Origin of the sequence: Roseobacter sp. HKCCA0882 (genome assembly GCF_037805225.1) — a bacterium.
Taxonomy (GTDB): Bacteria; Pseudomonadota; Alphaproteobacteria; order Rhodobacterales; family Rhodobacteraceae; genus M30B80.
Window position 1 is genome coordinate 1 of the sequence record NZ_JBBLYI010000002.1, and the last position, 25,398, is coordinate 25,398.

The 25,398-nt window shown below is 56.1% G+C and carries 29 protein-coding genes; 15 read left to right on the forward strand and 14 right to left on the reverse strand.

The genetic code is table 11. From position 1 onward, the window contains the following. Positions 1–1,576 (reverse strand): bifunctional sulfate adenylyltransferase/adenylylsulfate kinase (locus tag AAC622_RS08235; protein ID WP_340261550.1); only part of this gene is annotated, 1,576 nt, incomplete at its 3' end. Positions 1,577–1,786: 210 nt separating this feature from the next. Continuing rightward, entirely contained in the window at positions 1,787–2,752 is a 966-nt protein-coding gene (gene trxB / locus AAC622_RS08240) for a thioredoxin-disulfide reductase (protein ID WP_340261552.1), read from the reverse strand. Positions 2,753–2,997: 245 nt separating this feature from the next. On the opposite strand from trxB, the gene AAC622_RS08245 reads away from it, so the two are divergent. After that, positions 2,998–3,498: an Lrp/AsnC family transcriptional regulator gene (locus AAC622_RS08245; RefSeq protein ID WP_340243371.1), complete on the forward strand. Its 501-nt coding sequence runs from the start codon at positions 2,998–3,000 to the stop codon at positions 3,496–3,498. An 11-nt stretch (positions 3,499–3,509) separates the two neighbouring features. Here AAC622_RS08245 and AAC622_RS08250 read toward each other — a convergent pair whose 3' ends face one another. The 4 genes from AAC622_RS08250 to lgt form a co-directional block, all read right to left on the reverse strand. Further along, positions 3,510–3,650: a hypothetical protein gene (locus AAC622_RS08250; RefSeq protein WP_340261554.1), complete on the reverse strand. Its 141-nt coding sequence runs from the start codon at positions 3,648–3,650 to the stop codon at positions 3,510–3,512. A 128-nt stretch (positions 3,651–3,778) separates the two neighbouring features. Next, a complete protein-coding gene (pgeF, locus tag AAC622_RS08255) occupies positions 3,779–4,555 on the reverse strand; it encodes a peptidoglycan editing factor PgeF (RefSeq protein WP_340261556.1) in 777 nt (258 codons plus the stop codon). A 1-nt stretch (position 4,556) separates the two neighbouring features. Next, on the reverse strand, positions 4,557–5,645 hold the full coding sequence (locus AAC622_RS08260) for a class I SAM-dependent methyltransferase (protein WP_340261558.1): 1,089 nt from the start codon (positions 5,643–5,645) through the stop codon (positions 4,557–4,559). Further along, on the reverse strand, positions 5,645–6,571 hold the full coding sequence (lgt, locus tag AAC622_RS08265) for a prolipoprotein diacylglyceryl transferase (protein ID WP_340261561.1): 927 nt from the start codon (positions 6,569–6,571) through the stop codon (positions 5,645–5,647). The genes AAC622_RS08260 and lgt overlap by 1 nt, the downstream gene beginning before the upstream one ends. Positions 6,572–6,712: 141 nt before the next feature. Between lgt and AAC622_RS08270 the strand changes: the two genes are divergently transcribed. The 4 genes from AAC622_RS08270 to AAC622_RS08285 all read left to right on the forward strand — a co-directional run bounded on the left by AAC622_RS08270 (position 6,713) and on the right by AAC622_RS08285 (position 8,926). Beyond that, positions 6,713–6,958 (forward strand): accessory factor UbiK family protein, encoded by a 246-nt coding sequence (locus AAC622_RS08270; RefSeq protein ID WP_340261563.1) that lies wholly within the window; start codon positions 6,713–6,715, stop codon positions 6,956–6,958. A 280-nt stretch (positions 6,959–7,238) separates the two neighbouring features. Further along, positions 7,239–7,742 (forward strand): type III secretion system chaperone family protein, encoded by a 504-nt coding sequence (locus tag AAC622_RS08275; RefSeq protein ID WP_317656260.1) that lies wholly within the window; start codon positions 7,239–7,241, stop codon positions 7,740–7,742. 30 nt (positions 7,743–7,772) lie between these two features. Then, entirely contained in the window at positions 7,773–8,585 is an 813-nt protein-coding gene (gene proC, locus AAC622_RS08280) for a pyrroline-5-carboxylate reductase (RefSeq protein WP_340261565.1), read from the forward strand. A 5-nt stretch (positions 8,586–8,590) separates the two neighbouring features. Further along, on the forward strand, positions 8,591–8,926 hold the full coding sequence (locus AAC622_RS08285) for a tRNA-binding protein (protein ID WP_340243381.1): 336 nt from the start codon (positions 8,591–8,593) through the stop codon (positions 8,924–8,926). Here AAC622_RS08285 and AAC622_RS08290 read toward each other — a convergent pair. Then, on the reverse strand, positions 8,918–9,508 hold the full coding sequence (locus tag AAC622_RS08290; protein WP_340262994.1) for a thymidine kinase: 591 nt from the start codon (positions 9,506–9,508) through the stop codon (positions 8,918–8,920). The genes AAC622_RS08285 and AAC622_RS08290 overlap by 9 nt on opposite strands. Positions 9,509–9,648: 140 nt before the next feature. On the opposite strand from AAC622_RS08290, the gene AAC622_RS08295 reads away from it, so the two are divergent. Continuing rightward, complete coding sequence (locus AAC622_RS08295; protein ID WP_340261568.1) at positions 9,649–10,086, forward strand: YHS domain-containing (seleno)protein; 438 nt, start codon at positions 9,649–9,651, stop codon at positions 10,084–10,086. Positions 10,087–10,094: 8 nt separating this feature from the next. Here the strand turns inward: AAC622_RS08295 and carB are convergent, their stop codons facing one another. The 4 genes from carB to AAC622_RS08315 form a co-directional block, all read right to left on the reverse strand. Further along, positions 10,095–13,424, reverse strand: coding sequence for a carbamoyl-phosphate synthase large subunit (gene carB / locus AAC622_RS08300; RefSeq protein WP_340261570.1), 3,330 nt, complete (start codon positions 13,422–13,424; stop codon positions 10,095–10,097). A 175-nt stretch (positions 13,425–13,599) separates the two neighbouring features. Continuing rightward, on the reverse strand, positions 13,600–14,676 hold the full coding sequence (locus AAC622_RS08305) for a 5-(carboxyamino)imidazole ribonucleotide synthase (RefSeq protein ID WP_340261572.1): 1,077 nt from the start codon (positions 14,674–14,676) through the stop codon (positions 13,600–13,602). Beyond that, positions 14,666–15,157: a 5-(carboxyamino)imidazole ribonucleotide mutase gene (purE, locus tag AAC622_RS08310; RefSeq protein WP_317656268.1), complete on the reverse strand. Its 492-nt coding sequence runs from the start codon at positions 15,155–15,157 to the stop codon at positions 14,666–14,668. The genes AAC622_RS08305 and purE overlap by 11 nt, the downstream gene beginning before the upstream one ends. A 59-nt stretch (positions 15,158–15,216) precedes the next feature. Beyond that, entirely contained in the window at positions 15,217–15,435 is a 219-nt protein-coding gene (locus AAC622_RS08315) for a YdcH family protein (RefSeq protein WP_340261574.1), read from the reverse strand. Between the two features lie 205 nt (positions 15,436–15,640). On the opposite strand from AAC622_RS08315, the gene AAC622_RS08320 reads away from it, so the two are divergent. After that, entirely contained in the window at positions 15,641–16,096 is a 456-nt protein-coding gene (locus AAC622_RS08320) for an Hsp20 family protein (RefSeq protein ID WP_340261576.1), read from the forward strand. Next, complete coding sequence (locus AAC622_RS08325) at positions 16,093–16,320, forward strand: DUF1150 family protein (RefSeq protein ID WP_317656272.1); 228 nt, start codon at positions 16,093–16,095, stop codon at positions 16,318–16,320. The genes AAC622_RS08320 and AAC622_RS08325 overlap by 4 nt, the downstream gene beginning before the upstream one ends. Positions 16,321–16,411: 91 nt before the next feature. Here AAC622_RS08325 and groL read toward each other — a convergent pair whose 3' ends face one another. Continuing rightward, complete coding sequence (gene groL, locus AAC622_RS08330; RefSeq protein ID WP_340261578.1) at positions 16,412–18,055, reverse strand: chaperonin GroEL; 1,644 nt, start codon at positions 18,053–18,055, stop codon at positions 16,412–16,414. Positions 18,056–18,108: 53 nt separating this feature from the next. Further along, complete coding sequence (groES, locus tag AAC622_RS08335) at positions 18,109–18,396, reverse strand: co-chaperone GroES (RefSeq protein ID WP_317656274.1); 288 nt, start codon at positions 18,394–18,396, stop codon at positions 18,109–18,111. A gap of 272 nt (positions 18,397–18,668) precedes the next feature. Here groES and AAC622_RS08340 point away from each other — a divergent pair, with 272 nt between their 5' ends. From AAC622_RS08340 to AAC622_RS08365, 6 genes are all read left to right on the forward strand, one after another. Beyond that, positions 18,669–19,592 carry a manganese-dependent inorganic pyrophosphatase gene (locus AAC622_RS08340; protein ID WP_340261581.1) on the forward strand — a complete coding sequence of 308 codons (924 nt, stop codon included), beginning with the start codon at positions 18,669–18,671 and terminating at the stop codon, positions 19,590–19,592. A 110-nt stretch (positions 19,593–19,702) separates the two neighbouring features. Then, positions 19,703–20,593, forward strand: coding sequence for a TIGR01459 family HAD-type hydrolase (locus AAC622_RS08345; protein ID WP_340261583.1), 891 nt, complete (start codon positions 19,703–19,705; stop codon positions 20,591–20,593). Between the two features lie 124 nt (positions 20,594–20,717). Then, entirely contained in the window at positions 20,718–21,170 is a 453-nt protein-coding gene (locus AAC622_RS08350; RefSeq protein WP_340261585.1) for a MaoC family dehydratase, read from the forward strand. Between the two features lie 71 nt (positions 21,171–21,241). Then, a complete protein-coding gene (locus AAC622_RS08355) occupies positions 21,242–22,168 on the forward strand; it encodes a bifunctional riboflavin kinase/FAD synthetase (RefSeq protein ID WP_340262996.1) in 927 nt (308 codons plus the stop codon). Continuing rightward, positions 22,165–22,617, forward strand: a complete 453-nt coding sequence (locus tag AAC622_RS08360; RefSeq protein ID WP_340261587.1) for a YcgN family cysteine cluster protein — start codon at positions 22,165–22,167, stop codon at positions 22,615–22,617. The genes AAC622_RS08355 and AAC622_RS08360 overlap by 4 nt, the downstream gene beginning before the upstream one ends. After that, on the forward strand, positions 22,614–23,669 hold the full coding sequence (locus tag AAC622_RS08365) for a threonine aldolase family protein (RefSeq protein WP_340261589.1): 1,056 nt from the start codon (positions 22,614–22,616) through the stop codon (positions 23,667–23,669). Before AAC622_RS08360 ends, AAC622_RS08365 begins: the two co-directional genes overlap by 4 nt. Here the strand turns inward: AAC622_RS08365 and AAC622_RS08370 are convergent. Further along, positions 23,666–24,265, reverse strand: a complete 600-nt coding sequence (locus tag AAC622_RS08370; RefSeq protein WP_340261590.1) for a 2-hydroxychromene-2-carboxylate isomerase — start codon at positions 24,263–24,265, stop codon at positions 23,666–23,668. The two genes, AAC622_RS08365 and AAC622_RS08370, sit on opposite strands and share 4 nt — an antisense overlap. Before the next feature lie 104 nt (positions 24,266–24,369). On the opposite strand from AAC622_RS08370, the gene AAC622_RS08375 reads away from it, so the two are divergent. Continuing rightward, positions 24,370–25,398, forward strand: a complete 1,029-nt coding sequence (locus AAC622_RS08375; protein ID WP_340243405.1) for a ribose-phosphate pyrophosphokinase — start codon at positions 24,370–24,372, stop codon at positions 25,396–25,398.

Here is a 25,398-nt window from a genome sequence, read left to right on the forward strand (position 1 = left end):
TGAATTCCTTGATTTTGCCCTCGCGCGCCAATTTATAGAGACCCTTGCGGTCACGGCGCTCGCATTCTTCAAGGCTGGTGGCCACATGCACCTCAACAAAAGCGCCAAAGCTTTCGACCATCTCGCGCACCGAGCGGCGGGTCGCTGTATAAGGCGCGATGGGGGCGCAAATGGCGATCCCGCCATTCTTCGTGATCTCCGAAGCGACATAGCCAATGCGGCGAATATTGATATCGCGGTGTTCCTTGCTGAACCCCAATTCCGAGGAGAGATGCTTGCGCACCACATCCCCATCAAGCAGCGTCACAGGACGGCCGCCCATTTCCATCAGCTTGACCATCAGGGCATTCGCAATGGTCGATTTGCCCGAGCCTGAAAGCCCCGTGAAAAACACTGTAAAGCCCTGCTTGCTGCGCGGTGGAGAGGTGCGGCGCAATTCCTTAACCACCTCAGGGAAGGAGAACCATTCGGGAATTTCCAACCCCTCGCGCAGGCGGCGGCGCAGTTCCGTGCCCGAAATATCCAGAACCGTATCGCCCTCTAGCACCTCATTTGCGGGGTAATATTGGGCCTTTTCTTGCACATAGACCATGTGCTTGAAATCCACCATCTCAAGGCCAATTTCATCTTGGTGCTTCTTGAACAGCTCCTGCGCGTCATAGGGGCCATAGAAATCTTCGCCGTTTGAATTCTTTCCTGGCCCCGCGTGATCGCGCCCCACGATGAAATGGGTGCAGCCATGATTGGCGCGGATCAAGCCGTGCCAGACCGCCTCGCGCGGGCCAGCCATGCGCATGGCAAGGTTCAGCAAGCTCATGGTTGTGGTTGCGGCAGGGTATTTATCAAGCACCGCCTCGTAACAGCGCACACGGGTAAAGTGATCCACATCGCCGGGCTTGGTCATGCCAACCACAGGATGGATTAATAGGTTTGCCTGTGCCTCTTTGGCGGCGCGGAAGGTCAATTCCTGATGCGCGCGGTGCAGCGGGTTGCGGGTTTGGAAGGCAACAATCCGCTTCCACCCCAATTTGCGGAAATAGGCCCGCATCTCGTTGGGCGTATCACGGCGTGCGCGGAAATCGTAATGCACGGGCTGTTGGATGCCCGTGATCGCCCCGCCCAAATAAACGGGGCCTGCCACATGATGCAGATAGTTCACTGCAGGATGGGCCAGATCATCTGCGGCAAACACCTTTTCTGCCTCGCGCGCCTTATTGGGCACCCATTTGTCAGAGATAGAGAGGATCGCAAGGATCACCCCCTCTTGATCGCGAAGTGCGATATCTTGGCCTGTCTCGACCTTGGCGGCGAAATCCTCGGAAATATCAAGCGTGATCGGCATCGGCCAAAGCGTGCCATCGGCCAGACGCATGGTCTCAACCACGCCATCATAATCCTCCTGCCCCAAAAACCCTTTGAGCGGGTTGAACCCGCCATTCATCAGCAATTCCAAATCGCAGATTTGGCGCGGGGTCAGATCCCATGAAACCAACTCCGCCGCCTCAAGCTTTAGCTTCTGCGCGGAGTCGTAAGAGACATAAAGTTCAGGGATCGGGGCGTGAAATTGGGCAGCCATCAAGTTTACTTTCCAACAAGGGTCAAAACATTAGGGGCCGCAAGAAAACGACACGGCCCCGCATTCAGCGCCGCCATAGACCCCGAATGTGGCGAAATTCAAGCAAAGCTGTCTTTTTCAAAGAAAAAAGAAACAGCGTGATTGCCGATCCGCCACAAACGAAATGGCGGTGCTGAAAAATCGGCAATCACGCAATCCCTGTTCTTAGCCCTATTCGGCGGCTTTCACATCACCTGCCGCTTGTTCCGCCAACCATCGCTCGGCATCCAAAGCGGCCATACAGCCCATGCCCGCGCTTGTAACCGCTTGGCGATAGGTGTGGTCGGTCAAATCCCCCGCCGCGAAAACGCCAGGGATCGAGGTGCGGGTCGTGCCAGGTTCAACCCAAACATAACCGCCCGAATGCAGCTTAAGCTGATCCTTGATCAAATCGCTGGCAGGTGCATGGCCAATGGCCACGAAAAACCCTTTGCAAGGCACTTCGGTGATGGCGCCTGTCTCGACATGGCGCGCTTTGACCGCCTCAACACCACGGGGGGCATCTGTGCCGACCACCTCATCCACCTCATGGTTCCAGATCACCTCGATTTTCGGATTTTTGAAAAGGCGATCTTGCATGATCTTTTCCGCACGCAGGCTATCGCGGCGGTGGATCAATGTGACCTTTGAGGCGAAATTGGTGAGAAACAGCGCCTCCTCAACGGCTGTATTGCCGCCACCGATAACCACCACCTCTTGCCCGCGATAGAAGAACCCATCACAGGTGGCACAAGCCGACACGCCAAAGCCCTTGAAATGCTCTTCAGAGGGCAAGCCCAACCACCGCGCCTGCGCGCCTGTCGCCAGAACCACCGCATCGGCCGTATATGTTGTGCCTGTATCGCCCGAAGCACGGAATGGGCGCTGCGACAAATCGAGATCAGAAATATGATCCGAGATGATCTCCGCCCCCATCTCGCGGGCGTGGTTCTCCATCCGCACCATGAGATCAGGCCCCATGACGGAGGCATCACCCGGCCAGTTTTCAACATCCGTTGTGATGGTCAACTGTCCGCCCGGTTGGATGCCTTGCACCAAAATCGGCTCGAGCATAGCACGGCTGGCGTAGACCGCCGCCGTATAGCCCGCAGGGCCAGAGCCAATAATCAAAAGACGGGTATGGCGGGTTGCACTCATGAGATGGATCCTTCATTAAACCTGTCACGCGCCGCCATAGCAGCATGGGCAATGACACCCGAACGACACAGCGCAGCACTTATCTTGATCCTGATATAACCACCGATCGCCCGCGATGAAAGCCCCGCCTAAGCCTTGCAAAGCGGAGCTCAATATTCCATATATTGCGCGGGTGCGAAATAAAATTGCGTATTTCTGGCATTATCGCTCAGGATCGCAAAGTCGCGAGCGAGAGGATAACAATAATGCCAACGACCAAACTCGATCCGATTGACCGCAAGATTCTTGCGGAACTGCAAAGTGACGGGCGGATGACCAATGTGGAATTGGCCAAACGCGTTGGGATTTCTGCACCCCCTTGCCTACGGCGCGTGCGCACTTTGGAGGAGTCGGGCTATATCCGCGGCTATCACGCGGATGTCGATGCGCGGATGCTTGGTTTCGAAGTTCAGGTTTTCGCCATGGTGGGCCTGCACAGTCAGGCCGAGGCTGATTTGGTCGCCTTTGAAAACCGCTGTGCCGAGTGGCCCCTCGTGCGCGAATGTCATATGCTGAACGGCGAGATTGATTTCATCTTGAAATGCGTGGCGCCTGACCTGTCCACATTCCAAAGCTTCCTTACCGAACACCTAACCGCCGCCCCGAATGTTGCAAGCGTGCGTACATCGCTTGTCATTCGTGGGGCTAAAGATCAACCAGGCGTGCCCTTCGAAGTTCTCGAAGACCGACTGGCCAAGATGGATTAAGGCGAAGCGGATTATCCTGCCCGTTTCAAGCCAATTTCTGCACGATCTGTCATCGCTGGTCGCTGCACTTCGGTTTCATCGCGCATCCAAGGCATGCGTGGCGCCTCGTGCTCGGTCATCGCGATCACCGACTCCATCCAACGTGTTTTCATCTCAGACCCTCCAAAAAGATTCGCGCAACATTGCGCTTCGATGGATCTAAAGTCGCGTCCAAATCTGTCAAAGATTGGACGAAATCCCGTCAGCTTGGGGAAAGAAAAAGGTGATTGCGCGGCAAAGCCTAAAGGCTAATAGCCGAAATCAGGCGCCCGTAATCCGCCTCGCCCCGATGTGTGGCACGGCGGTAGGAGAAGAACAGTTCTTCGTCACGATAGGTGCAATGCCCGCACCATTCTGCCTGCCCGATGCCCGCATTGCGCAGGCGCGTTAATCCATAGCTTGGTAAATCAAAGAGATATTTATCAGGTGCCGCCCCATTGATAAAAAACCGCGCAGACTGCGGATCATCATCTACGAATTCCTCAAAGAATTCTTGCCCGACCTCGTAATTCGCTTGGCTGATCGTAGGGCCAATCACCGCTTTGATTTTTTCGCGCACCGCCCCTTGTGCAACCATCAAGTCAATCGTGGCCTCAAGCACCCCTGCCCGCGCGCCCTTCCAACCCGCATGGGCAGCGCCAATCACGCCAGCCTCCGCTTCATGAAACAGGACGGGCTGACAATCGGCTGTGAGAATCGCAATGGCCAAATCCTTGCTGCAGGAAACCAGACCATCTGCCTCAGGGGTGCCGCCGCCAATCGGGCCTTCAACCAAGACAACATCCGCGGAATGCGTTTGATACACCGTCACAAGGCAATCTTCCGCAACCCCCATCTCACGCGCCACGCGCGCGCGGTTGATTTCGACCAAATCTGATTGATCAGATGATCCCGCACCACAATTCAGACTGCTAAAAATACCGCTAGATGCACCACCCTTGCGTGTAAAAAAACCATGCTTTGCTGCCCCCAAAAGCGGCGATGTGATCGGGTCAATTGGAGCGAAATGCGCAGCCATCTCACATATCCCTTATTTCAAGATCATCCAAACCTGGCAGGGCGGGCGCAGACTGTTGCGTAAGACCCAGCACTTTGAATAGCTGTCCCATTTCTTCGGGGTGGGTCAACCTACGATGCGCGGCAATATGTGATTGAAGCGCTTCACCGTGCAATTTTTGCGCAAGCGCCTGCGCCCGTGCGGTGATCCCAAGACGCTCAAGAAACAGACCTTGCGTCTGTAGCGGTGCCGCGCGGGCGGGTGCGGCACTGGCCGCCAAAGGCTGAAACGCCACATGGGCGGTCAGATCGGATGTGCCAATATCCACCAATGGATCGGCGTATCTGTGATCTTTGACGGCTTGAAAGGTGTCGCCTGCGCTGATCCAATCCCCGTAATCAATCAAAAGCGCCGCACCGCCATGCGCATCAATGCGCCGCCCGATATCTGATGCAATCGCCTCGGCCGCAGCATTAACCTCGACAATCGTACCCTCTGGCATGTCGCCAAAACGGGCCGTTATCCAATCGGGCGCAATGACAGGGCCAAGCCCCCATATTAGCGCGCCCTGATCTGCACCGATTTGGCGTTCATGCCATCCATCACGCCCTTTTCGAAATTGCCGAATGGGCAAGGCATCAAAAAATTCATTCGCCACCAAATAAAGCGGCCCGTCAGGTAGGGTGGCAATAGTGTCGTGAAATTGCGGTTGATACTGTCCCAAAGCCTCTGCTTGGGCTGCACGCATCAAGGGCGAGGCTTCGACCATGTGCAATCTGATCGTTTGGGTGAATTCGAGCAGCAGTTTTGCAGCGCGCAGAATATCGGCCATCAAGGTCCCGCGCCCGCCGCCAAGCTCGACCAAATTTACATCGGATGGTCTGCCTTGGTCAGACCAAACCTGCACCAACCACAACCCAATCATCTCGCCAAAGATTTGCGAGACTTCGGGTGCCGTCACAAAATCCCCGCCCCGACCAATAGCGGGTTTCTTCATGTAATACCCAAATTCAGGGTGAAGCAGCGCCTCGGTCATAAACTCGGCCACAGAAAGCGGGCCTGACTGCGCGATACGGCGCAACAGCCGATCCTGCGCGCGCCCTGCCCCCATTAGGCACCTGCCTTACGCCGCGTGACCTGCCGCGCGACCAAGATCACCACTAGCCCCACAATGACCATGGGCAATGACAAGATCTGCCCCATGCTCAGACCGATATCATCAGACAGCCACAGCGCATAACCGCGCGGATGGTTCAGGAAGAACTGTGCATCAGGTTGGCGGAAATATTCGACAATGAACCGCCCCACCCCATAGCCTGCAAGAAACAGACCCGCCACTTGCCCTGGCACCCGCAACGCCCCTTGGCGATGGATCACATACAGGATCACAAGCCCCAAGATGAGCCCCTCAAGAAGCGCTTCGTAAAGCTGTGACGGGTGGCGCGCACAAACTTGCATGCCTGCATCCATCACAATCCCCACAGGGCCCGAACAGTCCTGTGCCGCGGCCCCGGGAAAGATCACGCCCCAAGGCGCATCGGTGGGTCGCCCCCATAGCTCGGCATTAATGAAATTGGCGCTGCGCCCCAGAAAGAGCGCAGGCGGGGTAGCCAAGGCTAACAGGTCGGCAAGGCTTGCTATGCTGACCTTGTGGACACGACAAAACCAAAGCCCCGCGATGACAACACCCAAAAAGCCACCATGAAAAGACATCCCCCCCTGCCAAACCTGCAAAATCTCAGCAGGGTTTTGCAAGTAATAGCTTGGCTGATAGAACAGCACATATCCAAGCCGCCCCCCAAGGATCACGCCCAAGACCATCCATGTCAAAAGCGGTTCTACAATCTCAGGGGACATCGGGGCGGTGGCATTTCTCCACAGCGTGGATTTGCGCAAATGCCGTCCGATCATCCATGCAGCGATGAGAAATCCAGCGATATAGGCCAGCGCATACCACCGCAGGGCAAAGTGAAACCCACCAAAATCAATTGAGAAGAGCGCGGGCGAGATATCTGGAAACGGTATCGCGTAAAACATAGCGGCCCTTTTAGATGCGCGTGGGAACCCTTGTTGGATAGACCCCCATGCGGCGATGTCAACCTTGAAGCGGCGCGCCATTTACCCCATATCAAGGTCGAATGTATAAACGCGCCCCGCCGCGAGACAAGAGGACAGCCTATGCAAACCCGCAATAAGATGATGGATGACATCAGCCAATTGATGACCAACGCCATGGGTGTGGCCCAAGGCGCACGCGAGGAAGCGGAAAATGCGATGAAATCGCTGATGGATCGCTGGCTTGCGGATCGCGACTTTGTCACCCGCGAGGAATTTGATGCCGTGCGCGCAATGGCCCAAAAAGCGCGCGAAGAAAATGAGGCGCTGTCTGCGCGGCTAAAGGCATTGGAAAAGAAAAAGAAATAAGCGCGGTCACAGCGCAGTTGAACAAGGGCGGGTTTGGCCAGACCAAACCCGCCCTATCTTTATGCACAGCCCCCAATTTCTTGTGGACAGGATTAGGAAAACCGCAATTTCTGGGTGCGTCATCAAAATATTGCTTTACAGGCGAAGAAAGTAACCGCACCATATTTGGTATGGGGCCGCGCACATCAGCCGACCCTTAGTGGAGTCACCCAGCCTTAGTGGGCAAATTGGGATTGAACCCAACGCCCGCGACAGGCTGCCAAGAATGAGGCCTAGGGCAATGTCACTTTCCGAGCAGTATATGGATGTCGAAGACCTCCATCCCATAGATATCGTTGAAACACTTGCCACACGGCATGAATGGGATTTCGACCGTGTTGCCGATGATCAAATCGCAATGGCCCTTGAAGGTCAGTGGCGCACCTATTCGGTGACGCTGGCATGGTCGAGCTATGACGAAACGCTGCGGATGATCTGCACCTTCGACATGGATCCACCCGCCGAATCTATGGGCAAGCTTTACGAGACATTGAACCTTGCCAATGACAAATGCTGGGCGGGCGCGTTCAGCTTCTGGGCCGAGCAAAAGATGATGGTCTATCGCTACGGCTTGGTTCTCGCAGGGGATCAACTGGCAAGCCCTGAGCAGATTGCCTGCATGGTTGAAACCGCCATTTTGGCAAGCGAACGCTATTACCCCGCCTTCCAATTGGCCTGTTGGGGCAGCCAATCACCGAGCGAAGCAATCCAAGTGGCCATTGCCGAAGGGTTCGGTCGCGCCTAACCTGTTGCAAACCGCAACAGGGGATGAGTGATGACGTATGACGATATTGCCGCGCGCGGCATGGTGATTTTCGGCTGTGGGAAAATGGGCTCTGCAATGTTGGCAGGGTGGCTTGCACGAGGAATACCATCTGCCTGCGTGACCGTAATTGACCCGCACCCCTCTGATTGGCTCAAGGCTGCGGGGGTAAATGTTAACACGCCCCTGCCCGCGAATGCCGCTGTGGCCATTATCGCGGTAAAACCGCAGATGATGGGCGAAGCTTTACCCAATCTTGCGGCGCATATGGGCCGTGAGACATTGGTGATCTCTGTGGCGGCAGGCACACCAATCGCCAGATTTGAAGCCGAATTTGGCGCATCCACCAAAATTATCCGTGCCATGCCCAACACCCCCGCCGCAATCGGGCGAGGGATCACCGCGCTTATTGGCAACGGGCAATGCAGCCAAGCCGATCTTGCGCTTGGCGAAACCCTGTTATCTGCCGTCGGTCAGGTGGTGCGTCTTGAAACGGAAGATCAGATTGACGCTGTGACAGGCGTCTCGGGCTCTGGCCCTGCCTATGTCTTCTATATGATTGACTGTCTCGCTGCTGCCGCGCGCGCCGAAGGCCTGCCTGACGCGATGGCGATGGAATTGGCAAAGGCCACAGTCGCGGGCGCAGGGGCCTTGGCCCGAGAGGCCAGCGAAAGCCCAGAACAATTGCGCATCAACGTGACATCGCCCAATGGCACCACGCAGGCGGGACTAGAGGTTTTGATGGATGAGGCAAGCGGCCTCGCCCCCCTCATCCGCGAAACAGTCAAGGCTGCGGCGGCGCGATCTCGCGCGCTGAAAGGATAAGCCTGATGGAAACCGATTTTGAAACATTCCTGAAGGTCGACATTCGCGTGGGGCGCGTCACCCGCGCCGAGCCCTTTCCCGAGGCCCGCAAACCTGCAATCAAGTTATGGGTGGATTATGGGCCAGAGATTGGGGTCAAAAAAAGCTCGGCCCAAATCACCGCGCATTATGCGCCCGAGGCATTGGTGGGCAAGCTTGTTATGGGCGTGGTGAATTTCCCACCCCGCCAGATCGGCCCCTTCATGTCCGAGGCGCTTGTGCTTGGATTTCATGATGCGGGCGGGGATGTGGTTTTGGCCGTGCCCGACAAGGATGCGCCCCTTGGAGCGCGACTATGTTGACGGGCTATCGCCGACCGCTTCGCGCCAGTGACGGCGGCACAAGCTGACATAGGTTTCATTGCCGCCGATTTGCACCTGCTCTCCCGATTTGGCAACGCTGCCATCAGGGGATTTTCGCACCACCATCGTGGCTTTGCGCCCGCAATGGCAAATCGTTCTGATCTCACGCAGATCATCCGCCAAGGCCAAAAGCGCGGCGGAGCCTTCGAATAATTCACCACGGAAATCAACGCGAAGGCCGTAGGTCATCACGGGCAGCCTCAAATCATCAGCCACGCGCGCCAATTCCCAGACCTGTGCCTTAGTGAGGAACTGCGCTTCATCCAGAAAGACGCAATCAATTGGCTGCGCTCTGTGCGCTGTCTCGATAAGCGCGAACAAGTCCGTATCAGGGGCAAAGGTTACGGCCTCTTTCGACAGCCCAATGCGGCTTGCAATACGGCCTTGGCCTGCGCGCGTATCGTGATGCGCCGTCAGCAGAAATGGGGTCTGGCCGCGTTCGCTATAATTATGGGCTGCTTGCAAAAGCAAGGTCGACTTGCCCGCATTCATAGTCGAAAAATTGAAATATAGCTTGGCCATGGCGCGCCCTGTTGTTCCTTTGTCGCCATATGCCAATAGATGCGCCCACCTTGCAAGCGCGCCCTCTCACACGATGTTCAAAACCCGTGATCTAAAAACAGGCTATACCCAAGCCCAGTTTTGCAACAGGAGCACCCACCATGATCACCCGCCGCGCAGTCATAAAGTCAAGCTTAGCACTGCCGCTCGTCACACAGCCTCTGCTTGCTCAGGCAGTCTTCCAACGTGATGGCGTGGCTTTGCGGGGATATGATCCTGTGGCCTATTTCACCAATGGCGCCGCCACCAAAGGTGCGGCAGACTTCGCCGCGCACTGGGACAACGCCACATGGCATTTTGCATCAGCAGCCAACCGCGCGCAATTCTTGAACAGCCCCGAAGCCTTTGCCCCGCAATATGGGGGCTATTGCGCTTGGGCCATATCGCAAGGTTACACGGCCCCGATTGACCCTGGTGCATGGCGCATCGTTGACGGGAAATTATACCTCAACGCCAACCGGCGCATTCAACGCCGCTGGGAACAGGATGTCGCGGGACATATTGCCCGCAATTGGCCAAACCTCCGCGCGGGCTTGTAATTGGGGCTTTACCCCTGCAGCGAACGCACCGCCAATTCACCCTCACGTGCGGCTTTCATGGCCAAGGCTGCCGCATGGCTGCCTGCAAGCGTGGTGTAATAGGGGATCTTGTCATAGAGCGCGACTGTGCGCATCGAGCGGCTGTCTTCCACCGCTTGCGCGCCTTCGGTCGTGTTCAATACCAGATCAACCATCCCGTCCTTCATCATATCGACAATCGTGCGCCCACCTTCATAGGCCTTGTTGACCACATCAGATGAAATCCCGTGATCGGCCAAGAATTTCGCCGTGCCTGAGGTGGCCAAAATCTTGAGGCCCAAATCGGTCAAGGTTTGCGCAGTCTCCACCAAGAGCGGCGATTTATCCGCATCTTTGATCGACAAGAACACTGTGCCTGCCGTTGGCAAAACAGTTCCCACGCCAAGCTGCGCCTTGAGGAAGGCACGCGCAAAGCTGCGATCCCACCCCATCACCTCGCCCGTTGACCGCATTTCTGGCCCAAGCAGCGTATCCACGCCAGGGAAACGGGCAAAGGGCAGCACCGCTTCCTTGACCGAGAACCACGGCGTGCGGAAATCTGACAGGCTCATCGGGTCGCCCATCGGGATAGACGCGTTGTCATCCACAGGTTGATGAGGCGCGGCCTTGGGGAAAACCGAAAGTTTCTCTCCCGCCATCAAGCGCGCTGCGATAGAGGCAATTGCGCTATCCGTGGCCTTGGCCACAAAGGGCACAGTGCGCGAAGCGCGTGGATTGACCTCAATCAAATAGATATCATCGCCTTTAACCGCGAATTGAACATTCATCAAACCAACCACATTGAGCGCGCGCGCCAGTGCCTCGGTCTGGCGGGAGATCTCTACGATAATCGCATCGCTAAGCGTATGAGGCGGCAAGGAACAGGCGCTATCGCCTGAATGCACGCCCGCCTCCTCAATATGCTGCATAATGCCCGCGACATGAACCGCGTCACCATCGCACAGCGCATCCACATCAACCTCGGTCGCGCCATCAAGATAGCTGTCAAGAAGCACAGGGCTGTCGCCAGACACCACCACAGCCTCTGCGATATAGCGGTTAAGCTGTGCTGTGTCGCGCACGATCTCCATTGCGCGACCACCCAGAACGTAAGAGGGGCGGATCACCAAAGGATACCCCAAGGCCTCAGCCGCGGCTTTTGCTTCCTCGTCAGAATGGGCAATCGCATTTTCGGGCTGCTTAAGCTCAAGCTTTTGAACAAGCTGCTGGAACCGCTCGCGATCCTCCGCCAAATCAATCGCATCGGGCGATGTGCCAAGGATTGGGATACCTGCCTCATGCAACGCGTTGGCCAATTTCAGCGGGGTCTGACCGCCAAATTGCACGATAACCCCATGCAATGTACCTGCGTCCTGCTCCACGCGCAGAATTTCCATCACATGCTCGTAGGTGAGAGGCTCGAAATACAGGCGGTCGGATGTATCATAATCTGTCGAAACCGTCTCTGGGTTGCAGTTGATCATGATGGTTTCATAGCCTTGCGCCGTCAGCGCAAAACACGCGTGGCAGCAGCAATAATCAAATTCGATCCCCTGCCCAATGCGGTTTGGCCCGCCGCCCAAAATCACAACTTTTTTCGCATCCGAGGGACGCGCTTCGCATTCCACATCGCCCATCACAGGGGCCTCATAGGTGGAATACATATAGGGGGTCTGCGCCTCAAACTCGGCCGCGCAGGTGTCGATCCGCTTAAATGCGGCAACGATCCCTGCACTGGTGCGATCAGCCCGCACAGAGGCCTCGCTGCGGCCCGTCAGTGTCGCCAAACGCGCATCGGTGAAGCCCATCATCTTGATCTTGCGCAAGGCATCCGCCTCGCGCGGCAGGCCATTGGTGCGAATATCCTCCTCGACATCCACGATCTCGCGAATGCGGGCCAAGAACCATGGATCAAATTTGGTGACATGACCGATCTCGTCATTGGTCAGACCATGGCGCATGGCCTGGGCGATCACGCGCAGACGATCAGGCGTCTGCAGGCTGAGCGCCTTCGTGATGGTGGCCTTATCAGGCGCGCCCGCAATCTCGATCTCGTCAAAGCCAGACAGACCCGTCTCAAGGCTGGCCAAGGCTTTTTGCACACTCTCATGGAAGCTGCGGCCAATGGCCATTGCCTCGCCCACGGATTTCATCGCCGTGGTCAATTCGGGCTTAGAGCCGGGGAATTTCTCAAAAGCAAAGCGTGGAATCTTGGTGACAACATAATCGATGCTTGGCTCAAAGCTGGCAGGGGTGACACGGGTGATGTCATTGTCCAACTCATCCAATGTGTAACCTACGGCCAATTTAGCCGCGATTTTCGCAATCGGGAACCCCGTGGCCTTAGAGGCAAGCGCCGATGAACGCGACACGCGCGGGTTCATCTCGATCACCACCATCCGCCCATCGGCAGGGTTAATCGCCCACTGAACGTTGGAGCCGCCCGTCTCAACGCCAATCTCGCGCAACACAGCAATCGAGCCGTTGCGCATGATCTGGTATTCTTTATCGGTCAGGGTCAGCGCGGGCGCGACTGTGATACTGTCGCCCGTATGCACACCCATCGGATCTACGTTTTCGATGGAACAGACGATGATCGCGTTATCCGCTTTGTCGCGGACGACCTCCATCTCGTATTCTTTCCAACCAAGCAGCGATTCATCGACCAAAATCTGCGCCACGGGCGAGGCCTCAAGCCCAGAGCGGCAGTAATACTCATATTCTTCGCGGTTATACGCCACACCGCCGCCTGTGCCGCCCAAGGTAAAGGCGGGGCGAATGATGGCGGGCAGACCGATGTCTTCCAAGGCCTCTATCGCATCGCGCAGACCTGCGGCGATGTCGAATTTGCCGTTCTCTTTTTTCGGCGCTGCAACGATCGTGGCGCGCGGGTTTTCAAGGCCAATACGTTCCATCGCCTCGCGGAACAGCTTGCGGTCTTCGGCCATTTCAATCGCAGGGCGCTTTGCCCCAATCATCTCGACCCCGAATTTCTCCAACACACCCGCTTCTTCAAGTGAGAGAGCGGTGTTCAGACCCGTCTGGCCGCCCATGGTGGGCAACAGCGCATCGGGGCGCTCTTTCTCGATGATCTTTGCGACAACATCGGGGGTGATCGGCTCGATATAAGTGGCATCGGCCAGTTCTGGATCGGTCATAATGGTCGCGGGGTTAGAATTGACCAGAATAACGCGATACCCTTCTTCGCGTAGGGCCTTACAGGCTTGTGCGCCCGAATAGTCAAATTCGCAGGCTTGCCCAATGACGATTGGCCCCGCGCCGATGATCATGATGGAGCGGATATCGGTTCTTTTGGGCATCGGAAAACCTCGGTATTGGCTGCGGGCCTACAAACGGCGAAACATCAGGGTGCGACCGCGCACGCAAAGGCGCGCTTCGAGAGCGGTGCAAATTGATGGCGTTATAGTCAAGCGAGAGCGCGGCGCAAGGGCAGAAGCGCGGCAAAATTTCCTACACCCTTTCCAAGAGGCAGGATCACGCCGCGCCGGTCACTCGATTAACATGGCCCATCTTACGGCCTGCACGGGTTTCAGCCTTACCATATAGGTGGATTTGAACGCCTTTTGTCTCGGCCATTTCCGCCGCGCGCGCCACATCATCACCGATGAGATTCTCCATCTCAACATTTGCGTGACGGCTGCCATCCCCCAAGGGCCAACCAGTGATGGCGCGGATGTGCTGCTCGAACTGATCGACTGCGCAGCCTGCTTGCGTCCAATGGCCAGAGTTATGCACCCGTGGTGCAATCTCATTGACGACCAAGCCCTCAGGCGTGACGAACAGCTCGACCCCCATTACGCCCACATAATCCAAAGCCGTGACAATTTTTGAGGCCAGCAAAACTGCATCTGCGCGCAGCATGGCAGGCAAGTCAGCAGGGACAGTGGTGGTTGCAAGAATGCCATCGCGGTGGATGTTTTCACCTGGATCATAGGCCGAGACACGGCCATCGCGCCCGCGCGCAATGATCACCGAAACCTCTCGGCTAAACTTTACAAAGCCCTCGGCAATTGCAGGCGCCCCATTGAGGCTAGCATAAGCGGCATCGGCCTCGGACGCGGCCATAACCCGCGCTTGCCCCTTGCCGTCATACCCAAAACAGCGGGTCTTTAGGATCGCGGGACAGCCCGTTTTTTCAAGGGCCTGCGCCACGCCGTCGGCCGCATCAATCGCACAATAAGGCGCTGTTTTCAGACCAAGACTGTTGAGAAAATCCTTCTCTACCAAGCGATCCTGAGACACTTCAAGCGCAGTGCGCGCAGGAAAGAGCGGGCGCGTATCTTCGAGCAGGGCCAAGGCCGCGCTTGGGATATTTTCAAATTCAAAGGTCAACACATCGCAAGACAGCGCAAAGGCCTTGAGCGCCTCATGATCATCATATCCCGCTTGCGTCACGGATATTGCAACATCACCCGCAGGGGCCTGTGCGCTTGGTTCGAAAATCCGAACTTTATATCCAAGGCGTGCTGCGGCCATAGCAAGCATGCGCCCCAATTGACCGCCCCCCAAAATACCAATCACGCTGCCATTGGGCAGAACCTCATGCGTCATCTTGAGGTTCCTCAGGGATCGAAGCGGAGAGATCAGCGCGCCATTGATCCAGACGCGCGGCAAGATCTGCGTCATGCACGGCCAAAATGGCCGCCGCCATCAGCCCAGCATTGGCCGCCCCCGCAGCGCCAATCGCCATGGTCGCGACAGGAAATCCGCGCGGCATTTGCAAAATCGAATAAAGCGAATCAACCCCAGACAAGGCCTTGGTTTGCACGGGCACGCCGATGACGGGCACCCGCGTCTTTGAAGCCATCATACCTGGCAAATGCGCGGCCCCACCTGCGCCTGCGATAATCACCTTCAAGCCACGGCTTGCGGCGGTTTTACCATAGTCCCACAGCCGATCAGGTGTGCGATGCGCAGAAACGATTTTCGTTTCGTAAGGAACGCCCAACGCGTCAAGCATTTCGGCGGCTTCGCGCATGGTGGGCCAATCAGACTGGCTGCCCATGATGATGCCAATTTCGATATCCGCCATGGGGAGGATCCTTTGCGATAAGCCTTGTGAGAGGGGCGCACTATAGCGAGATCAAACCGCTATGCAATGATGTCAGGGGTGAGTTCATCCTCAATGCCGGTGATCGCATCTTTGAGGGACAGCTTCTGCTTTTTCAGACGGCGCAGCGTCAATTGATCAGGGCTTGGCCGTGTCTCAAGGGCGGCAATCGCCTCGTCCAAATCCCGATGCTCGCGCTTAAGCACCTCCAAGCGGATGCGCAGCACGTCTTCGTGGCTCATTTCGGTCGGGGCGTTCATGGGGCGCTTATGTCTTTCTGAATCTGGGGTGGTGCCGCACCATACTGTGACATTGCACTCCACGCAAAGGAAATGGCGCGCCTGCGTAATCCAGATGCAAACAGGGCTTGCAGGGGGACTGGGCAGGCCCCATATTTACCTCGGATCCAGTTGCCGAATTACGGGGCTGGCGCTTGCACAGATCGCTTATCAAAGGATGTGCCTTATGACGAAACTAACCCTTGGGACGCACCCGTTTCTGTTGGGCTTTGATCAACTCGAACGTTTGGTCGAACGCACTGTGAAATCTGGGAATGATGGTTACCCCCCCTACAATATCGAACAACGCGGCGACACGGCTTATCGCATCACTTTAGCGGTGGCAGGCTTTGCCGAAACAGATCTCTCAATCACAGAAGAAGATCGCCAATTGGTGATCCGTGGCCGCCAATCAGATGAGGATGCGGAGCGCATCTTTTTACATCGTGGGATTGCGGCGCGGCAATTTCAGCGCAGCTTTGTCTTGGCCGATGGGGTCGAGGTGACAGGCGCCACGATGGAGCATGGGCTGTTGCATATCGACCTGCATCGCCTGCAGCCCGATAGCGTTGTGCGCAAGATTGAGATTTCAAATTCTGGTGCAGCCTCAAAATCGCTGCAAACGAAAGGGGGAAGATTATGACCAATCCCGAACACCCAAAGAGCAAGTCCGAGCGGCCTATCGTTTATATCCGCCCCGTTGATGTGGCGAGCCTCCCTTCGGAGATCCGCGCCCAAGCGGGTGCGCGCGAACAGCTTTACGCAATTGGAACCGAGGAAGGTACGCAATTGGCCCTCGTCAAAGATCGCGCCTTGGCCTTCGTTGTGGCGCGCCAAAATGATCTGACACCTGTAAGCGTCCATTAACACGCAACGGTTTCATTTACCCCAAATGAAGAAAGGCCCGCGTAACGCGGGCCTTTCTTTTGTCCAAAGCCACAGGGCCTTGGAAGCATGATTACATCATGCCGCCCATGCCGCCCATGCCGCCCATGTCAGGCATTGCAGGTGCGTCATCTTTCTTTGGCTTGTCGGCCACCATTGCTTCGGTGGTGATCAAGAGGCCTGCAACAGAAGCTGCATCCTCAAGCGCAGTGCGCACCACTTTCGCAGGGTCGATCACACCGAATTTGAACATGTCGCCATATTCTTCGGTCTGAGCGTTGAAGCCAAACTTGACGTCTTTGGATTCGCGGATTTTGCCCGCAACAACCGCACCGTCAACGCCTGCGTTTTCCGCAATCTGGCGCAGTGGCGCTTCAAGCGCACGGCGCACGATGGCGATACCTGCGTCTTGATCCGCGTTTTCACCAGACAGGCCGTCCAGAGCTTTTGCACCTTGCACGAGGGCAACACCGCCGCCCACAACGATGCCTTCTTGAACGGCAGCGCGGGTTGCGTTCAACGCGTCATCCACGCGGTCTTTGCGCTCTTTCACTTCGACTTCGCTCATGCCGCCGACTTTGATAACCGCAACACCGCCTGCCAATTTGGCAACGCGCTCTTGCAGTTTTTCTTTGTCGTAATCGGAAGAGGTTTCTTCGATCTGCTGACGGATCTGCGAAACGCGTGCTTCGATTTCGGCCTTATCGCCTGCGCCGTCAACGATGGTGGTGTCGTCTTTCTTGATCATCACCTTCTTCGCGGAGCCGAGCATATCAAGCGTAACGCTTTCCAGCTTCATGCCAAGATCTTCGGAGATCACCTGACCACCGGTCAAAATGGCGATATCCTGAAGCATCGCTTTGCGGCGATCGCCAAAACCAGGTGCTTTCACCGCAGCGATTTTCAGACCGCCGCGCAGCTTGTTGACCACGAGGGTCGCCAAGGCTTCGCCTTCTACATCTTCAGCGATGATCAGAAGGGGCTTCTGAGACTGGATCACAGACTCGAGCAGTGGAACCATTGACTGCAAGGAAGACAATTTCTTCTCATGCAACAGGATCAAGCAGTCGTCCAACTCTGCAACCATTTTGTCAGGGTTGGTGACGAAGTAAGGCGAAAGGTAACCGCGGTCGAACTGCATGCCCTCTACGACCTCAACATCGGTCTCAAGGCCTTTGTTCTCTTCAACAGTGATCACGCCGTCATTGCCGACTTTCTGCATCGCGTCTGCGATCATGCGGCCGATTTGCGCTTCGCCATTTGCCGAGATCGTGCCGACCTGCGCAACCTCATCAGAATCTGCAACAGGGCGGGCAGATGCTTTGATACTGTCGATGACTTTCGTCACTGCTCTATCGATGCCGCGCTTCAGATCCATTGGGTTCATGCCCGCCGCAACCGACTTCATGCCTTCGCGCACGATGGCTTGGGCCAGAACAGTTGCAGTGGTGGTGCCGTCACCCGCCTCGTCATTGGTGCGCGATGCCACTTCTTTGACCATCTGCGCGCCCATGTTTTCGAACTTATCTTCCAGTTCGATTTCCTTCGCCACGGAAACACCATCTTTGGTGATGCGTGGTGCACCGAAGGATTTTTCAAGAACCACATTGCGGCCTTTTGGGCCGAGGGTCACCTTTACCGCATTGGCAAGGATGTTAACGCCTTTGAGCATACGGTCGCGGGCATCGGTATTGAATTTGACTTCCTTGGCAGCCATTTCAGGGCTCCTCCTTGGATGAAATCAGGTTAAAAATTCGATCAGGAACGGTCTCAGGCGATGATGCCGAGAATGTCCGATTCCTTCATGATCAGCAGTTCTTCGCCATCAACCGTGACTTCGGTGCCAGACCATTTGCCGAACAGTACGCGGTCGCCAGCTTTGACGCTCATTGCGATCAGCTCGCCCGAGTCCTTGCGTGCGCCTTCGCCAACGGAGACGATTTCGCCCTCTGCGGGTTTCTCTTTTGCGCTATCGGGGATGATCAGACCGCCTTTGGTCTTTTCGTCGCTCTCTACGCGGCGAACCAGCACGCGGTCATGCAGTGGTTTCAATGCCATCTGTCGAACACTCCTTAAGGTTCGTATGTTTCACTGTATTAGCACTCAGTCTGTGCGAGTGCTAACGACAGGCAGATAGGCAGGGGATGCGGAGGTGTCAACGGGCCGCAGGCGGAAAATTTCAAAAAAATTTCCCGGGCAGACTAATCCTGCCGAAATTATGGAAATTAAAGCCAAAGCCGCGACAAATTCCCGCCTTTGCCCCCCGTGACATGGCGAAAGCCCTGCCCTATAAGGCGCGCGAGTTTTCACAAAAATAGATGGATAATGACATGAGCACCTTGGTCTTTGGCCACAAATCGCCAGACACAGATTCCACTGGCTCCCCGATTTTGTGGGCATGGTATCTTAATGAGGTGAAGGGCGTAGAGGCAGAAGCCGTTCTTTTGGGTGAGCCAAACACCGAAGCCGCCTTTGTTTTGCAGAAATGGGATTTGCCAAAACCGCGGCTTATTGACGATGTTGCAGAAGGTCAGGCGTGCGTTGTGGTCGACACCAACAACCCTGCAGAACTGCCTGCCTCAATCAACGCTGCCGATGTTCAGGCCATCATTGACCACCACAAACTGGTGGGCGGGCTTGAAACGAAAGGGCCGATTGATATCACCATCCGCCCCTTGGCCTGCACAGCGACCTTGATGATTGACCTGATGGGTGATGATGCGGCGAAAATGCCAAATTGGGCGAAAGGTGCTGCCTTGTCCTGCATCCTGTCTGACACGTTGGAATTCCGCTCCCCGACCACAACCGATCATGATCGCGCCGTGGCCGAAGGCCTCGCTGCTGATCTGGGCGTGTCTATCCCCGATTATGCTGCTGAAATGTTTGCGGCGAAATCTGATGTCTCGCGCTTTTCTGATGCAGAGTTGCTGCGCATGGACAGCAAAACCTACGAGGTGGGGGGCAAGACCTTCCGTGTCTCCGTTCTGGAGACAACTGCGCCCGCAACGGTTTTGTCCCGCAAAGCAAGCCTGATGGACAGCATGATCACAGTCGCCAAAGAGGACGGCGCCGATCAGGTTTTGTTATTTGTCGTCGATATTTTGCGCGAAGAAGCCACGCTTTTGGTGCCAAACGATCTGGTGCGCCAAGTGGCCGAGAAGAGTTTTTCCACTGTTGTGGGCGATGCCGATCAGGTCGTGCTGCCAGGGATTGTGAGCCGCAAAAAGCAGATCATCCCGAACCTCGCGCTTTAATCAGATGAAAGTTTGATGAAAGGGCGGCCTGAGGGCCGCCCTTTTCCTTTCATCCCATCACAGGGCGCGGTAAGAGAGGCGCGAAGAGCCTCAAAGAGAAAGCCCGCCCCATGAGCCATAGCGCAAACGCCCCCGCAACCATCTCTCACCTCTCCGAGATTTCCGAACGCTATGACGCGCTTTTTTGCGACCTTTGGGGCTGCGTGCATAATGGCATCGCCCCTTTTCCTGACGCGATTGCGGCGCTGCAGGCCTTTCGCACCAAAGGGGGTGTTGTTGTTTTGGTCACCAATGCCCCACGTGCCCATGTCGAGATTGCCAAGCAGTTGGATGCAATGGGGGTTCCCCGCGATGCGTGGGACATGATCGCAACCTCTGGCGACAGCGCACGGGCGGCGATGCTAACGGGGGCAGTTGGCGAGAAGGTCTATTTCATTGGCGAGCCGCGCGATGACACATTTTTCGCCCCGATGAAACTGATTGAAAACCCTGTAACCCTGACCAAGGTCGATGTGGCCGAAGCCGAAGGGATTGTTTGCACGGGCCCGTTTGATCCCCATGCCGAACCTGATGTGCTGCGCCCGCAATTGCTTTTGGCGAAAACACTCGGGCTCAAGCTTCTCTGCGCAAACCCTGACATCGTGGTGGACCGTGGAGAAAGCCGCGAATATTGCGCTGGCGCAGTGGCGAAACTTTACACCGAGATGGGCGGCGAGAGCCTTTATTTCGGGAAGCCCCACCCGCCCATCTATGATCTGGCACGGCGGCGCTTGGTGCAAAATTGCCATGATATCAGTGACGAACGAATCTTGGCCATTGGAGATGGCATCTTTACCGATGTGCAGGGCGGGATTGGCGAAGGCATTGATACGCTGTTTATCACAGGCGGTTTGGCCCGCGAAGAAACAGCAACAACCGATCAGCCAAATCCAGAAAAACTTGCTCAATATCTGAAAGATAGCGGTCAAAACCCAACATTTAGCATTGGGTTCTTACGCTAATTGGGCAAATTGTCGCGCAACAAAATTACAACATTGGCGCTCCTGATTTAATTTAATTGTTGCTGCATTGCAGAAATTTGCTATGGTGAGTTCCAAACGAAGGGCATTTCTCTTGGAGACTGGAATGTTGGACACGAGTCATAACCTCCCCCGTGGGACGATCTGCATCGAAGATATCGAATTGGGGATGACGCGGCATTTGACCAAAACTGTCAGCGACCGCGATATTGAGCTTTTCGCCGAGGTTTCAACCGACCGAAACCCCGTTCATCTTGACGATGATTACGCCCGTGAGACGATTTTTGAGGGGCGCATCGCCCATGGGATGCTAACCGCAGGGCTTATTTCAGCCGTTATCGGCGAACAACTGCCGGGGCATGGCACTGTTTACTTGGGTCAAACGCTGAAATTCATGGCACCCGTGCGCCCTGGTGATCAAGTGCGGGCCGAGGTGGAAGTGACCGCGATAGACCACGCAAAGCGCCGTGTGACCCTTGAGACGCGCTGCCTGATTGATGGCAAACCTGTCCTCAACGGCGAGGCAGTCGTCCTCGCCCCGTCACGGAAATTCGATTAACCTCGCAGCGGCGCAGGATTTTTACCGACCCGATGCTTGCCCTAGATCGCGGGCTTGGATATTCGGGCAGTATGCGTATCGTTCGTGACCATCAATTTGTCCGACCCGAAAACCGTGGCGCCTCTGTGGCCATTGGGAATTTCGATGGCGTGCATCTAGGTCACGCGCATTGCATCGACCTTGCCTGCGGTCATGAGGCTCCTTTAGGGGTTTTGACCTTCGAGCCGCATCCGCGCGAATTCTTTAACCCTGACGCCCCGCCATTTCGGCTGATGAATGCCGAAGCCCGCGCCAATCGCCTTGAGAAAATGGGGGTGGAGATCCTCTATGAGCTGCCTTTCAATCGCACCCTTTCCGCACTTGATGCAGAAGATTTCATCCGCGAAGTGGTGGTTGAGGGGCTGGGTCTGAAGCATCTGGTCGTGGGTGCGGATTTCTGTTTTGGCAAAGGTCGCAAAGGCACAACCGATATGCTGCGCGCCTTCGGGGCGCGTTATGGGTTTGATGTGACTGTGGTCGATCTGCTGAATACGGCCGGTGTGGCCGTGTCATCCACCGCTATCCGAGACGCGCTCAGGTCGGGTGATCCGCGCCAAGCCCGCGACATGCTTGGCCACTGGCACCGGATCGAAGGCCCCGTGATCCATGGCGAGAAGCGGGGGCGCACATTGGGCTACCCCACCGCCAATATGTCATTGGATGGTCTGCACGTTCCCAAACTTGGTGTTTACGCAGTTTTGGTTGAATTGCGCAGCGGGCCATATGCGGGCCAGTATCACGGCGTGGCCAGTCTTGGCGTGCGGCCCATGTTCAATGGGCAAGAGCCAAATCTCGAAACCTTCATCTTTGATTTTTCGGGCGATATTTACGGCATGGATATGTCTGTCGGTCTGGTCGAGTTTCTGCGTGGTGAAGAGAAATTCGACAGCCTTGAGGCCTTGATCGCCCAAATGGATCGCGACAGCCAGATGGCGCGCGAGATCCTCGCTGCGTTATGAACAAGAAAGCCCCCTTTTGGAAACGCAAATCCTTGGCCGATATGACGGCACAAGAATGGGAAAGCCTCTGTGATGGGTGCGGGAAATGTTGTCTCAACAAGCTAGAAGATGCCGATACGGGCGAGGTGGCCCTGACACGGGTTGCCTGCCGCCTTTTCGATGATGCAACCTGCCGATGCGGACAATATGAAATTAGAAAGACACTTGTGCCCGAGTGTATCCAATTGACCCCTGAGGGCATGAAGGATGTCGCCTATTTCATGCCTGAAACCTGCGCCTATAGATTGCTGCATGAGGGCAAGGATTTGTATTGGTGGCACCCTTTGGTGTCAGGGGATCCTGAAACTGTGCACCAAGCGGGGATTTCCGCGCGCGGGATCACGGTTGCCGAATTCGACATTCCAGAAGAAGACTGGGAAGATTACATTATCGAGGAGCCAGGATTATGAACTTTGCCTCCGACAATACAGGCCCCGCCCATCCAGATGTGATTGCGGCCATTACAGCGGCCAATGAGGGCTATGCCATGCCCTATGGTGCAGATGACGCCATGGCACGCGTGCGCCAATCCATCCGCGACCTGTTCGAGGCCCCAGAGGCGGCGGTTTATCTCGTCAGCACGGGCACAGCCGCCAATGCCTTGGCCTTGTCGGTGATGGTGCAGCCGTGGCAGTCGATCTTCTGCCATCGCATCGCCCATATCGAAGAAGATGAATGCGGCGCGCCCGAATTCTATGCCAATGGCGCGAAACTGGCCTTGGTCGAAGGCGAAGGGGGCAAGATGACCCCTGATGGCTTGGCGCAGACCATTGCACATACGGGCGACAAAGGTGTGCATGGCATGCAGCGCGGCCCTGTGAGCCTAACCAATATCACCGAAGTCGGCACCGCCTATAGCCTAAGCGAGATCAAGGCGCTCAGTGATGTTGCAAAATCCTATGACCTGCCCGTTCATCTTGATGGCGCGCGTTTTGCCAATGCCTGCGCGGCCCTTGGCTGCCGCCCTGCCGATATGACATGGAAAGCGGGTGTGGATGCAGTCAGTTTTGGCGGCACAAAGAACGGCTGCATGGGTGTTGAGGCCGTGATCCTGTTCGACCCGAAAAAGGCGTGGGAATTTGAATTGCGCCGCAAGCGTGGCGCACATCTATGGTCAAAGCACCGCTTTCTCTCTGTACAGATGGAGGCCTATACGCTCGATGATCTCTGGCTGCGATTGGCGCAATCCGCCAATGCGCGCATGGCAGAATTGCGCGCAGGTTTGGCGCAGATCGAGGGGGTGCATATCGCCCATGAGCCTGCGGGCAATATGCTGTTCGCGCATCTTCCCCGTGCAGCCCATAAACGCGCCTTTGCGGCGGGGGCGCAATATTACCTCTTTCCCTTCAACGCCACGCTTGAGGGGCCAGAGGATGAGTTGATCCTCTGTCGCCTCGTCACCGATTGGTCATGCTCACAGAGCAAGGTCCAAGCTCTATTGGACTGCTTTAGGGCGGGCTAAAGCTTGCCCTCTAAATGGAGCGCAAGATCGTCTAGGCGGTCTTGCCCCCAGAAATGCGTGACCCCATCCACCAAATAGAAGGGCGCGCCAAAAACACCTGCCTCAACCGCGGCTTCGAGATTGGCAGCATATTCTTCGGCCCCTGATAACAGCCCGCGATCTGCCAAGCTGGGGTCAAAGCCTGCAGCCGTCAGAGCAGCGCGGATCACATCATCCTCTGCAATGTTCTTTTCCTCGCGCCACACCGCGCGCGTGACCCCGTGAACCAGTTCGGCCAAATCCCCGCCACCTTCGTTTTGGGCCGCAATAATGGCATAAGATGAAGGCGCAGAATTGGTTGGGAAAAATGCAGGCTTCAGCGTCAGGGCAAGCCCCGTCTTCTTAGACTGGCGCTGTAGTTCTTGCAGGCGATAGGCCTGCCGTGCGGGGTGGCGTTCGGCGGGTGGTGTGCCGCCCGTGCGCGCAAAAAGGGCGATAATATCCAAAGGTCGATACCGAATGGTCGCCCCATGTGCAGCGGCAATCTCCTCAAGTCGCTTTCCCGCGAGATAGGTGTAGGGCGAGATGGTCGAGAAATAATAATCAATATGCGACATTTCGCGGATCCTTTTTGGCTTTGCGTCACGTTGGCCTGAGTGCTAGGGGGTGTCAACGCGCCAAATGGGGCGCGCCCTGCACAGATCAAGGACTTTGCGAAAAGATGAGCGCCTCAGACCCAAAACTGATTTCTGGTAACGCCAATCGCGAATTGGCCAAGACGATTGCAAAACGGATGTCGATGCATCGCGGCATGAAAGTCGGTCTTGTGGATGCCCGCGTGGAACGTTTCAACGACCAAGAAATTTTCGTGGAAGTTTACGAGAACGTGCGCGGCGAGGATATGTTCATCGTCCAGCCCACATCGAAGCCTGCCAATGACAACTTGATGGAGCTGTTGATTATCGCTGACGCGCTGCGCCGCTCATCTGCTGCACGTATAACGGCGGTGATCCCCTATTTTGGATATGCCCGCCAAGACCGCCGCACCAAGGCGCGCACGCCAATCTCTGCGAAACTTGTGGCGAACCTGATTGCCGAAGGCGGCGTTGAGCGCGTATTGACCATGGATTTACACGCCGCACAGATCCAAGGCTTTTTCGATATCCCCGTGGACAACCTCTATGCGAGCCCGATTTTCGCGCTGGATATCTTGCATCAATTTGAGGGCAAGGTGGATGATGTCATGGTGATCTCGCCCGATGTTGGCGGCGTGGCGCGTGCGCGCGAACTTGCCACGCGTATTGGCGCGCCTTTGGCAATCGTGGACAAGCGCCGCGAAAAGCCAGGTGAGGTTGCTGAAATGACCGTGATCGGGAATGTCGAAGGCAAGCGATGCTTGATCGTGGATGATATGTGCGACACCGCTGGCACATTGTGCAAAGCGGCCGAAGTGTTACTTGAACATGGTGCAACCGAAGTGCATGCCTATATCACCCACGGCGTGATGTCTGGCCCTGCGGTAGAGCGCGTGAGCAAATCGGTCATGAAATCCCTAGTTTTGACCGACACGATCGAGCCAACCGAAGCTGTCAAAAACTGCCCCAATATTCGCATCGTTCCCACCGCGCCCATGTTTGCACAGGCAATTTTGAACATCTGGAATGGCACAAGCGTCTCATCGCTGTTTGAGACGGAAACCCTCGTGCCGATCTATGAGGGGCTGTATCCCAACGGAATGTGGGGCCGCTAA

Coding starts and splice junctions, on each gene's coding strand:
- trxB (WP_340261552.1), bottom strand. CDS start 2,752: ATGAGTGCAACCCGCCATACCCGTCTTTTGATTATTGGCTCTGGCCCT.
- AAC622_RS08245 (WP_340243371.1), top strand. CDS start 2,998: ATGCCAACGACCAAACTCGATCCGATTGACCGCAAGATTCTTGCGGAA.
- AAC622_RS08250 (WP_340261554.1), bottom strand. CDS start 3,650: ATGAAAACACGTTGGATGGAGTCGGTGATCGCGATGACCGAGCACGAG.
- pgeF (WP_340261556.1), bottom strand. CDS start 4,555: ATGGCTGCGCATTTCGCTCCAATTGACCCGATCACATCGCCGCTTTTG.
- AAC622_RS08260 (WP_340261558.1), bottom strand. CDS start 5,645: ATGGGGGCAGGGCGCGCGCAGGATCGGCTGTTGCGCCGTATCGCGCAG.
- lgt (WP_340261561.1), bottom strand. CDS start 6,571: ATGTTTTACGCGATACCGTTTCCAGATATCTCGCCCGCGCTCTTCTCA.
- AAC622_RS08270 (WP_340261563.1), top strand. CDS start 6,713: ATGCAAACCCGCAATAAGATGATGGATGACATCAGCCAATTGATGACC.
- AAC622_RS08275 (WP_317656260.1), top strand. CDS start 7,239: ATGTCACTTTCCGAGCAGTATATGGATGTCGAAGACCTCCATCCCATA.
- proC (WP_340261565.1), top strand. CDS start 7,773: ATGACGTATGACGATATTGCCGCGCGCGGCATGGTGATTTTCGGCTGT.
- AAC622_RS08285 (WP_340243381.1), top strand. CDS start 8,591: ATGGAAACCGATTTTGAAACATTCCTGAAGGTCGACATTCGCGTGGGG.
- AAC622_RS08290 (WP_340262994.1), bottom strand. CDS start 9,508: ATGGCCAAGCTATATTTCAATTTTTCGACTATGAATGCGGGCAAGTCG.
- AAC622_RS08295 (WP_340261568.1), top strand. CDS start 9,649: ATGATCACCCGCCGCGCAGTCATAAAGTCAAGCTTAGCACTGCCGCTC.
- carB (WP_340261570.1), bottom strand. CDS start 13,424: ATGCCCAAAAGAACCGATATCCGCTCCATCATGATCATCGGCGCGGGG.
- AAC622_RS08305 (WP_340261572.1), bottom strand. CDS start 14,676: ATGACGCATGAGGTTCTGCCCAATGGCAGCGTGATTGGTATTTTGGGG.
- purE (WP_317656268.1), bottom strand. CDS start 15,157: ATGGCGGATATCGAAATTGGCATCATCATGGGCAGCCAGTCTGATTGG.
- AAC622_RS08315 (WP_340261574.1), bottom strand. CDS start 15,435: ATGAACGCCCCGACCGAAATGAGCCACGAAGACGTGCTGCGCATCCGC.
- AAC622_RS08320 (WP_340261576.1), top strand. CDS start 15,641: ATGACGAAACTAACCCTTGGGACGCACCCGTTTCTGTTGGGCTTTGAT.
- AAC622_RS08325 (WP_317656272.1), top strand. CDS start 16,093: ATGACCAATCCCGAACACCCAAAGAGCAAGTCCGAGCGGCCTATCGTT.
- groL (WP_340261578.1), bottom strand. CDS start 18,055: ATGGCTGCCAAGGAAGTCAAATTCAATACCGATGCCCGCGACCGTATG.
- groES (WP_317656274.1), bottom strand. CDS start 18,396: ATGGCATTGAAACCACTGCATGACCGCGTGCTGGTTCGCCGCGTAGAG.
- AAC622_RS08340 (WP_340261581.1), top strand. CDS start 18,669: ATGAGCACCTTGGTCTTTGGCCACAAATCGCCAGACACAGATTCCACT.
- AAC622_RS08345 (WP_340261583.1), top strand. CDS start 19,703: ATGAGCCATAGCGCAAACGCCCCCGCAACCATCTCTCACCTCTCCGAG.
- AAC622_RS08350 (WP_340261585.1), top strand. CDS start 20,718: ATGTTGGACACGAGTCATAACCTCCCCCGTGGGACGATCTGCATCGAA.
- AAC622_RS08355 (WP_340262996.1), top strand. CDS start 21,242: ATGCGTATCGTTCGTGACCATCAATTTGTCCGACCCGAAAACCGTGGC.
- AAC622_RS08360 (WP_340261587.1), top strand. CDS start 22,165: ATGAACAAGAAAGCCCCCTTTTGGAAACGCAAATCCTTGGCCGATATG.
- AAC622_RS08365 (WP_340261589.1), top strand. CDS start 22,614: ATGAACTTTGCCTCCGACAATACAGGCCCCGCCCATCCAGATGTGATT.
- AAC622_RS08370 (WP_340261590.1), bottom strand. CDS start 24,265: ATGTCGCATATTGATTATTATTTCTCGACCATCTCGCCCTACACCTAT.
- AAC622_RS08375 (WP_340243405.1), top strand. CDS start 24,370: ATGAGCGCCTCAGACCCAAAACTGATTTCTGGTAACGCCAATCGCGAA.